The sequence below is a fragment of the Ramlibacter sp. genome (assembly GCF_036383835.1).
In the GTDB taxonomy this organism is placed as follows: Bacteria; Pseudomonadota; Gammaproteobacteria; order Burkholderiales; family Burkholderiaceae_C; genus Ramlibacter.
The window spans coordinates 1-9,756 of sequence record NZ_DASVNN010000155.1 but is presented as its reverse complement, the minus strand read 5'-3'; the positions used below and the strand labels follow the sequence as shown (position 1 = coordinate 9,756).

10 protein-coding genes are annotated in these 9,756 nt (G+C 70.3%); 5 read left to right on the top strand and 5 right to left on the bottom strand.

From position 1 onward, the window contains the following. Nucleotides 1–158: 158 nt before the first annotated feature. Complete coding sequence (locus tag VF522_RS24015; RefSeq protein ID WP_330910864.1) at nt 159–1,016, bottom strand: MOSC domain-containing protein; 858 nt, start codon at nt 1,014–1,016, stop codon at nt 159–161. A gap of 52 nt (nt 1,017–1,068) precedes the next feature. On the opposite strand from VF522_RS24015, the gene VF522_RS24010 reads away from it, so the two are divergent. The 4 genes from VF522_RS24010 to VF522_RS23995 are packed head-to-tail and all read left to right on the top strand — an operon-like array spanning nt 1,069 to nt 5,790. Next, a complete protein-coding gene (locus tag VF522_RS24010) occupies nt 1,069–2,202 on the top strand; it encodes an FAD-dependent monooxygenase (protein WP_330910863.1) in 1,134 nt (377 codons plus the stop codon). After that, on the top strand, nt 2,199–2,981 hold the full coding sequence (locus VF522_RS24005) for a DsbC family protein (protein ID WP_330910862.1): 783 nt from the start codon (nt 2,199–2,201) through the stop codon (nt 2,979–2,981). Before VF522_RS24010 ends, VF522_RS24005 begins: the two co-directional genes overlap by 4 nt. After that, the gene (locus VF522_RS24000) at nt 2,978–4,735 is read left to right on the top strand and encodes a peptidase M61 (RefSeq protein ID WP_330910861.1); all 1,758 of its coding nucleotides are present in this window, start codon (nt 2,978–2,980) and stop codon (nt 4,733–4,735) included. The genes VF522_RS24005 and VF522_RS24000 overlap by 4 nt, the downstream gene beginning before the upstream one ends. Continuing rightward, nucleotides 4,714–5,790 carry a DUF3108 domain-containing protein gene (locus VF522_RS23995; protein ID WP_330910860.1) on the top strand — a complete coding sequence of 359 codons (1,077 nt, stop codon included), beginning with the start codon at nt 4,714–4,716 and terminating at the stop codon, nt 5,788–5,790. The genes VF522_RS24000 and VF522_RS23995 overlap by 22 nt, the downstream gene beginning before the upstream one ends. Nucleotides 5,791–5,865: 75 nt before the next feature. On the opposite strand, the gene paaK is transcribed toward VF522_RS23995, so the two are convergent. From paaK to VF522_RS23980, 3 genes are read right to left on the bottom strand one after another with little or no spacing between them, the layout of a single operon-like run. Further along, complete coding sequence (gene paaK, locus VF522_RS23990) at nt 5,866–7,161, bottom strand: phenylacetate--CoA ligase PaaK (RefSeq protein ID WP_330910859.1); 1,296 nt, start codon at nt 7,159–7,161, stop codon at nt 5,866–5,868. Next, on the bottom strand, nt 7,158–7,553 hold the full coding sequence (gene paaI, locus VF522_RS23985) for a hydroxyphenylacetyl-CoA thioesterase PaaI (RefSeq protein WP_330910865.1): 396 nt from the start codon (nt 7,551–7,553) through the stop codon (nt 7,158–7,160). Before paaI ends, paaK begins: the two co-directional genes overlap by 4 nt. A 44-nt stretch (nt 7,554–7,597) precedes the next feature. Then, nucleotides 7,598–8,401: an enoyl-CoA hydratase-related protein gene (locus VF522_RS23980; RefSeq protein WP_330910858.1), complete on the bottom strand. Its 804-nt coding sequence runs from the start codon at nt 8,399–8,401 to the stop codon at nt 7,598–7,600. Between the two features lie 95 nt (nt 8,402–8,496). Between VF522_RS23980 and VF522_RS23975 the strand changes: the two genes are divergently transcribed. Then, nucleotides 8,497–9,276, top strand: a complete 780-nt coding sequence (locus tag VF522_RS23975; RefSeq protein ID WP_330910857.1) for an enoyl-CoA hydratase — start codon at nt 8,497–8,499, stop codon at nt 9,274–9,276. A 68-nt stretch (nt 9,277–9,344) separates the two neighbouring features. Here the strand turns inward: VF522_RS23975 and VF522_RS23970 are convergent. Then, nucleotides 9,345–9,756 (bottom strand): hypothetical protein (locus VF522_RS23970; protein ID WP_414709580.1); only part of this gene is annotated, 412 nt, incomplete at its 5' end.

The following is a 9,756-nucleotide window of genomic DNA, read 5'->3' as shown; positions in this document are numbered from 1 at the left end:
TTGACCTGTATTTTTGCCACCAACGCTTCGGCCGCTTGGACCTGCGCCACAAGCCTGTGGATACTTGAGCCCAGGGTGTTACCTATGTCCTCGCACACCCGTTACCCATGTCCCCGGTCCAAACAGGTGGGCAAGCTCGCTGGCCCACCCTCCCGCCGCTAGTCGAACCTGAAATCCGCGCTCACCGCCTGGCCGACCCGCAGTGTGCGGTCGATGCCCTCCACCACGATCGCATTCATCCCGAAGCTCACCGCGCCGCCGACCACGTCGTTGCGGCGGTAGCCCTGCAGGGTGTCGGCGACCGCCGGATCGCTCTCGGCCGTCGCCGGATCGATGTTGGGGATGGGGCAGCGCGCGCAGGGCTTCACCGGCTTCAGTTGCACCTCGCCCTCGTCGGTCGCCACGTGCAGCAGCTCCAGCCGGTCCTCGTCGTGCGCCTCGACGCCCTCCAGCACGATGTTGGGCCGGAAACGCTCGATGCCCACCGCCGGCTTGCCCTGCGCGCGCAGCTTCTCGTTGAGCAGGTCGACCGAGGCCGTGCTGGCCACCAGCAGCGGGTAGGCGTCGCTGAACTGGTTGAGCGCTTCGGCCCCGCCCGTCCACTGCAGGTTGGACAGGCGCTGGTGCTCGGGGTCGAAGCGCACCAGCCGCAGCTTGCGCCCGAGGAAGTCCGTGAACCATTGCGCGGCCACCGCGCCCATGTCGTAGGCCGCCACCTCGTCGTCCCAGACGCGCACCCGCACCGGCTCTTCCACGGTGTCGATCGACAGGTGCAGCGCCAGCATGCCCGGCGCGCGCAGCACGACGTCGTGCAGCTTCAGCTGCGGCCGGATCAGGGCCATGCGGGGCAGCTCGCGCTGGCTGACGAAGTTGCCGGCCTCGTCGACCACCATCCAGGCGCGGTCGAGGTCGAAGCCGGTCTCGGTCAGCAAGGCCTCGCGGACCTCGATGCCGGCGCAGGACTTGACCGGGTAGACGAACAGGCGGGCGATGCGGGCGGCGACGTGATGGCTCATGGGGCGGCTGGAAGGATCAGCCGGGATTGTGCCCGGCTCCTACAATGCCCTCATGGCCGCTCCTCTCGACGTTTGTATCCGCGGCGCGGGCATCGTGGGCCGCACGCTGGCCCTGCTGCTGGCGCGCGACCGGCTGCGCGTGGGCCTGGTGGACGCCCAGCCCGCCCCGGCGTCCGGCCATTCGGACGTGCGCGCCTACGCCCTGAACGCCGCCTCGCGCGAGCTGCTGCTGCGCCTGCGCGCCTGGCCCGACGAACAGCACGCCACCCCGGTGCTGGGCATGGACGTGCGCGGCGACGAAGGCGGGCGCGTGCGCTTTTCCGCCGGCCAGGAAAACGTGCCGGCGCTGGCCTGGATCGTCGAGGTCGAGCCGCTGCTGGCGCGCCTGGCCGAGGCGGTGCGCTACCAGCCCCAGATCGAGCTGCTCGCCGAGCCGCGCCCCGCCGGACTCACCGCGGTGTGCGAAGGCCGCCACAGCAGCACCCGCGCCGAATTCGGCGTGCAGTTCCAGGTGGCGTCGTACCCGCAGCGCGCGATTGCCGCGCGCCTGGAGTGCGAAAAACCGCACGGCGGCGTCGCCCACCAGTGGTTCGACGACGGCAACGTGCTGGGGCTGCTGCCCATGGGCGGCGTTTCCGGCAACGCGATGGCGCTGGTGTGGTCGGTGCAGGAATGCCGGGTGGAAGACCTGCTGGCCCTGTCGCCGGAAGACTTCCAGGCGCGGCTGCGGCAGGCCTGCGGCGACGCCTTCGGCGCCATGCGGCTGACCAGCGAGCGCATGTCCTGGCCGCTGCAGCGGGCCGAGGCCGACCGCTGGTGCGGGCCGGGCTGGGTGCTGGCGGGCGACGCCGCCCACAACGTGCACCCGCTGGCCGGCCAGGGACTGAACCTGGGCCTGGGCGACGCCGAACGGCTGGCCCAGGTGCTGCACGAGCGCGAATACTGGCGCAGCCTCGGCGACGTGAAGCTGCTGCGCCGCTACGAGCGCGCCCGCAAGGGCGACGTGCTGGCGATGGCCTGGACGACCGACGGCCTGCAGCAGCTGTTCGCGCAGCCGGCCGAGCCCTGGGCGCTGCTGCGCAACTGGGGCATGCGGGGCTTCGACCACAGCGGCCCGGTCAAACGTTGGGTGGTGCGGCATGCCATGGGCTCCGCACGCCATCTCTCGAGAATGGAAAGAACATGAAAGCGAACACGATCCGCGCGCTGCTCGCCGCCGCGCTGCTGGGCGCCGGCGTGCTGGCCGGCGCCGCCACCGACACGACCCTCGCGCCGACGAAGGCCAACGCGGAGCGCCCGGTGCCGCCGGCCGTCGAAAGCGCGCTGCGCAAGGTGCTGCCCCAGCGGCTGCCGCGCCTGGGCACCATCGACGAGATCCGCCGCACCCCGATCCCGAGCCTGTTCGAGGTCCGCTCCGGCACCGACATCTTCTATTCCGACGCCGAAGGCAACTACCTGGTGCACGGCGAGATGCTCGACACCAAGGGCCAGCGCAACCTCACCGACGAACGCGTCGAGAAGCTGATGGCGATCGACTTCAAGGCGCTGCCGGTGAAGGACGCCTTCACCATCGTGCGCGGCAACGGCAAGCGCAAGGTGGCGGTGTTCGAGGACCCCAACTGCGGCTACTGCAAGCGCTTCGAGCGCGACCTGCAATCGGTCGACAACGTCACGGTCTACCTGTTCCTCTATCCGATCCTCGGGCCGGACTCCGAGGTCAAGTCGCGCAACATCTGGTGCGCGAAGGACCAGGGCAAGGCCTGGCAGGACTGGATGGTGCGCAACGAGCCGGCGGCCAAGGCCGACGACAAGTGCGACCTGTCGGCACTGGCGCGCAACATCGAATACGGCCGCAAGTACAAAATCACCGGCACGCCCACCCTGGTGTTCATGAACGGTTCGCGCGTGCCCGGCGCCATCGGCGCGGCGGACATCGAGAAGCTGCTGGCGGCCGGCGGCAAGTGATCGCGGCGCGTTCGGCGGGCCCGCACTACCGGGTCGAAGCGGCGGATCCCGCCGCCCACCTCTTCCACGTGACGCTCACGGTGCCGCAGCCCCAGGCGGGGCAGCGCGTGTCGCTGCCGGCGTGGATCCCGGGCAGCTACCTCGTGCGCGAATTCGCCCGCCACCTGCAGAAGCTCACGGCGCGGCAGGACGGCCGGCCGGTGGCCGTGCACCAGCAGGACAAGGCCAGCTGGCAGGTCGACTGCGTGCCCTCGAGTCCGCTGGTCCTCAGCTACGAGGTCTACGCCTTCGACCATTCGGTGCGCACCGCCTGGCTCGATTCGCAGCGCGGCTTCTTCAACGGCACCAGCCTGTGCCTGCGCGTGCACGGCCAGGCGCAGGAACCGCACGAACTGGAACTGGTCGCGCCGCGCGCCTATCCGCACTGGGAAGCCGCCACCGGCCTCACGCCCCTGAAGACCGGCAAGCGCGGCTTCGGCACCTACCAGGCCCACGACTACGACGAACTGGTGGACTGCCCGGTGGAACTGGGCGCCTTCTGGAGCGGCGAGTTCCGCGCCTGCGGCGTGCCGCACCGCGTGGTGGTCGCCGGCGCCGCCGAGTCCTTCGACGGCGAGCGCCTGCTGGCCGACATGCAGAAGATCTGCGAGACGCAGATCCGCTTCTGGCACGACCGCCGCAAGCCGCCGATGAAGGACTACCTGTTCCTGCTCAACGCGGTGGACGACGGCTACGGCGGGCTCGAACACCGCAACTCCACCGCGCTGATCGCCTCGCGCCGCGACCTGCCGCGCATCGGCGAGGCGCGCACCGGCGAGGGCTACGTCACGCTGATGGGCCTGATCAGCCACGAGTACTTCCACACCTGGAACGTCAAGCGCCTGCGGCCGGCGGAGTTCGCGCACTACGAGTATTCCGGCGAGAACTACACGCAGCTGCTGTGGTTCTTCGAGGGCTTCACCAGCTACTACGACGACCTGCTGCTGCGCCGCGCCGGCCTGATCGACGACGCCACCTACTTCAAGCTGCTCACCAAGACCTGCAACCAGGTGCTGCAGACGCCCGGCCGCGAAGTGCAGTCGGTGGCGCAGGCGAGCTTCGACGCCTGGGTGAAGTACTACCGCCAGGACGAGAACACCGCCAACGCCACCGTCAGCTACTACACCAAGGGCGCGCTGGTGGCGGCCTGCTTCGACCTCACGCTGCGCGCCGAAGGGCACGCCAGCCTGGACGACGTGATGCGCGCGCTGTGGCAGCGCTGCAAGGGCGGCCCCATGGCGGAAGCCGACTTCGCCGCCGTGCTGAAGGAACTGGGCGGCCGCGCCTACACGCGCGAACTGGCCGCCTGGGTGCACGGCACGCGCGAACTGCCGCTGAAGGAGCTGCTGGAGCAGCACGGCGTGCAGGTGATGGAAGAACCGGCGCAGATGCAGCAGCGCCTCGGCGTGCGCGTGGCCGAAGCGCAGGGCGGCATCGTGCTGAAGAACGTGCTGCGCGGCGGCGCCGCCGAACAGGCCGGCTTCGCCGCCAACGACGAGTGGATCGGCGTGGAGGTGGCCGGCAGCGCCTGGCGGCTGTCCAAGCTGGACGACCTGCTGTTCTACGCCGGCAGCCAGCGCAAGCTCACCGCGCTGGTGGCGCGCGACCGCCGCATCCTGCGCCTGGACCTGGCGATCCCGGCGGCCGTCCAGACCTGGCGGCTGGTGCTGCGCGACGCCGCGCGCGTCCACCCGTGGCTCGGCACGCAACACTGAAGCTCTCGCTGCTGGCGGCCGGGGTGCTCCTCGGCCACCTGCTGGCGCTGGAGTGGCTGGGACGCGAGGCCGACGCCATCTCGGGGCTGCGCGAGATGGCGCCGGTCATGTACACGCGCCTGCTCCAGCCCGCCACGCCGCCGCCGGTGGTGGCCATGTCGGCGCCGCCGCCGGTGCCCAAGGCGCGCATCGCGCCGCGTCCGAAGCGCAAGGCGTCCGAGGCGAAGCCGGCGAAACCCGAAACCGCCGTGGCGCAGCAGGCGCCGGAGCCCGTCGTTCCGGTGACGCCCCCCGAACCGGAGACTGTCGTGGCGCAGGCGCCCGCGGAAGCCGCATCGGCGCCCGCGCCGGCCGCCTCCGCCGCGCAAGCGGCGGCGAGCGCCGCCGTCACCGAGGACAAGACCGCGGAAGCGCTGGACCGCTGGCCGGTGGACACGCGCCTGACCTACCGGCTCACCGGCGACTGGCGCGGGCCGCTGTTCGGCGATGCGCGCGTGCAGTGGCAGCGCGAGAACGACCGCTACCAGGTGCGGCTGGACGTGAAGGTGCAGCCGTTCTTCACGCAGGTGCTCACCAGCCAGGGCGAGGTCACGGCCAACGGCCTGGTGCCGCGCGCCTACGAGGAGATGCGGCCCGGCAAGCGGCGCGCCGCGCAGTTCGGCGACGAGGTGCTGTTCCTGGAGAACGGCCGGACCATCCCGCGGCCGCCGGGCGTGCAGGACACGGCCAGCCAGTTCGTGGAACTCTCGCAGCGCTTCGCCACCGGCAAGGCGCCGCTGGAGGTCGGCCGCACCGTGAGCCTGTGGCTGGCGCGCCCCGGCGCGGTAGACCTGTGGACCTACGACATCGTCGGCCGCGAGATGCTGCGCACGCCGAAGCTGGGCGAGGTGGAGGCCTTCCACCTGAAGCCGCGGCCGATCGCCAATCCGCGCGGCAACATCACGGCGGAGATGTGGTTCGCGCCCAGCCTGCAGTACCTGCCGGTGAAGATCCGGGTGTTGATGGGGAACGAGGCGTATCTGGACCTGCTGGTCGAGCACATCGAGCAGCGTTGAGCGTCATCCCCGCGGAGGCGGGGATCCAGAGCATCCGGAAGCCCTGGGTTCCCGCCTGCGCGGGAATGACGGGCGCTACATCCGCCGCTGGTCCACGACCCGCTTCGCCTTGCCCATGCTGCGCTCGATGCCGCCCGCCGGGCGCAGCTCGATGCGCGCGCTGGTGCCGATGTACGCCTTGATCTCCTGCGCCAGCCGCTCGGCCGCGGTCTTCACGTCCTCGGCTTCGGGATTGAAGCCCTGGCCCGCTTCCACGCAGACCGTCAGCGCATCCAGCGGGCCTTCGCGCGTCAGGATGCACTGGTAGTGCGGGGCCAGCACCGCCTGCCTGAGGATCAGTTCCTCGATCTGCGTCGGGAAGACGTTGACGCCGCGCACGATCATCATGTCGTCGCTGCGGCCGGTGATCTTCTCCATGCGGCGCATCGTGCGCGCGGTGCCGGGCAGCAGCCGGGTGAGGTCGCGCGTGCGGTAGCGGATCACCGGCAGGGCTTCCTTGGTCAGGCTGGTGAACACCAGCTCGCCCAGTTCGCCGTCGGCCACCGGCTCGCCGGTCTCCGGGTCCACGATCTCGGGATAGAAGTGGTCTTCCCAGATCGTCGGGCCGTCCTTGGTTTCGACGCACTCGTTGGCCACGCCGGGCCCCATCACCTCCGACAAGCCGTAGATGTCGACCGCGGCCATGCCCATGCGCTGCTCGATCTTGGCGCGCATGTCGTTGGTCCAGGGTTCGGCGCCGAAGATGCCCAGGCGCAGGCTGCTCTCGCGCGGATCCAGCCCCTGGCGCTCGAACTCGTCGGCGATCGCCAGCATGTAGCTCGGGGTCACCATGATGATGTCGGGCCGGAAATCGGCGATCAGCTGCACCTGGCGCTCGGTCTGCCCGCCGCCGAAGGGCACCACCGTGAGCCCCAGCTTCTCCGCGCCGTAGTGCGCGCCGAGGCCGCCGGTGAACAGGCCGTAGCCGTAGCTCACGTGCACCATCTCGCCCGGCCGCGCGCCCGCGGCGCGGATGCTGCGCGCCATCACGTGCGACCAGGTCTCGATGTCGTTGCGCGTGTAGGCCACCACGGTGGGCTTGCCGGTGGTGCCGCTGGACGCGTGGATGCGCACGCACTGCTCGCGCGGCACCGCCAGCATGCCGAAGGGATAGGCCTCGCGCAGGTCGGACTTGGTGGTGAAGGGGAACCTGCGCAGGTCGGACAGGGTGCGCAGGTCCTCCGGATGCACGCCGGCGGCGTCGAACTTGCGGCGGTAGGCCGGCGAATGCGCATAGGCGTGGTGCAGCGTCTGCCGCAGGCGCTTGAACTGCAAGGCGCGCAGTTCGTCGACGCTCGCCTTCTCGATGGGTTCCAGAGGAAATCTATTCATGCCCCCTCCGGGATCACCGTGCCCTGGATGCTGGTGCTCTTGCCGCGGAACATGGCGACCGCCTCGCCGCGCTGGTTGCTCACCTTCATGTCGTAGATGCCGTGGCGTCCCTGCAGCACCTGCTCCACGCCTTCGCAGGTGAGCACGTCGTCCTCGTGCGCGGGCTTGAGGAACTCGATGCTGCAGCCGGCGGCGACGGTGACCTTGTTGTGGCTGTTGCAGGCGAAGGCGAAGGTGGAGTCGGCGAGCGTGAAGATCAGGCCGCCGTGGCAGATCTTGTGGCCGTTCAGCATGGCGGCGCGGACCTTCATGCGCATCACGGCCCGGCCGGGCGTGCAGGACAGCAGTTCCATCTGCATGAAGTCCTTGCTCGCCGCATCGGCCGCGAACATGGCGTCGCCCACGCGGGCGGCAAGCGCTTCGGGAGTCGACAAGCTCACTCTCCCTTGAACTGCGCGGGACGCTTCTCGCGGAACGCCATCACGCCTTCGATGTAGTCGTGCGTGCGGCCCAGCGCCGACTGCGTGTCGCGCTCCAGGTCCAGCTGCCGGTCGAGATCGTTGGAGGCGGCGGCGCGCAACAGCTTGCGCGTCTGCACCAGCGCGGTGGTGGGCAGGGTGGCGAGGCGATCGGCCAGCTTCATCGCGGCCTGCACGCAATCCTCGCCTTCCGGCGCGACGTCCCAGATCATCCCCCATTCCTTGGCGTCCTTCGCCGGCACCTTGTCGCCCAGCATCGCGCACCCCATGGCGCGCGCGAGCCCCAGCTTCTTGACCAGGAACCAGGAACCGCCGGCGTCGGGGATGAGGCCGATCCTGCTGAAGGCCTGGATGAAGCTCGCGTTCGATGCGGCGACGGCGAGGTCGCAGGCCATCGCGAAGGAAGCGCCGGCGCCGGCCGCCACGCCGTTGACCGCCGCGATCGTCGGCACGCGCAGTTCCATCAGCTTGCGGATCGAAGGGTTGAAGGCCTGCTCGATCACCGGGCCCGGGTCGGCGCGCTCGACGAGATCGGGACCCGGCTCGAAATCGAATTCGGCGAGGTCGGCCCCGGCGCAGAAGCCGCGGCCGGCGCCGGTGAGCACCGCCACGCGCAGCGACTTGTCGCCGTCGATGCGATCGAGGATGGCCCACAGCTCCTGGTGCATCCGCCGCGTGAAGCTGTTGAGCGCCTGCGGCCGGTTCAGCGTGACGAGCGCGACGCTGCCGCGCGCCTCGAACAGGACGGTGGCTTCGCTCATGATGGTCTCCTTCGCGCCGAATCTAGCACCGGCCCCGCGCCGCTCCGGAGCATGGTTTCCCTTGGTTATAGTCCACGCGAGACAAGGAGACACGCATGGCTTACGAATGCATCGACGTGCGCACCGAAGGCGGCAAGGTGGGCGTGATCGCGCTGAACCGCCCCAAGCAGCTCAATGCCCTGAACGACACGCTGATGGAAGAGCTCGGCGCCGCGCTGAAGGCCTTCGACGCCGATGCGGCGATCGGCTGCATGATCGTCACCGGCAGCGAGAAGGCCTTCGCCGCCGGCGCCGACATCGGCGCGATGGCGAGCTACACCTTCGCCGACGTCTACAAGGGCGACTACATCACGCGCAACTGGGAGACGATCCGCTCGATCCGCAAGCCGGTGATCGCGGCGGTGGGCGGTTTCGCGCTGGGCGGCGGCTGCGAGCTCGCGATGATGTGCGACTTCATCATCGCCGCCGACAACGCGAAGTTCGGCCAGCCCGAGATCAAGCTGGGCATCATGCCCGGCGCCGGCGGCACGCAGCGCCTGCCGCGCGCGGTGGGCAAGGCCAAGGCGATGGACATGACGCTCACCGGCCGCATGATGGACGCCGCCGAAGCGGAACGCGCGGGTCTCGTGAGCCGCATGGTGCCGCTGGACAGGCTGATGGACGAGGCACTGGCCGCCGCGCTGATGATCTGCGACTACTCGCAGGTGGCGGTGATGGCGGCCAAGGAATCCATCAACCGCGCGTTCGAAGGCAACCTGTCGGACGGCGTGATGTTCGAGCGCCGCCTGTTCCACGCGCTGTTCGCCACGCAGGACCAGAAGGAAGGCATGGATGCGTTCGTGAACAAGCGCAAGGCGCAGTTCAAGCACCAATGAGGCCGTCGGCCATCGCGTAGGCTGGCGGTGCGCCCGAAGGCGAACCCCAGCGATGCACGCACCGCCCACTACCTCCGCAGCAACTCCTCCGCCTGCTCCCGCAATGCCGCCGCCACCCCCGGCTCCGGCTTCAACAGCCGCGGCCGCCTCGACTCGCGCAGGGACGTCCATCGCCAGCGGTCGCCCGCCAGTTCCAGCACGCCCGCGGATTCGTCGCCCTGCGCCAGCTCCAGCCGCAGGCTGCCGGGCGTAGCCGTCGGCGCGTCCTCCGACGGCGATGCCAGGATGCGGGTGATCAGCGCGGCAAGCTCGCCGGCCTGCATGCGCGGCACCACCACCGAACGGCCGCCGGACTCGATGCGCACCTGCGTCCAGGCCAGCGGTGCGGGACTGGCGCGCAGCGCCGCCGCGGGCGCGGCCGGCGCCGCGGCACGCGGCGCAGCCTCCGCGCGCGCTTCGGGCGGCGCTGCCTTGGCCAAG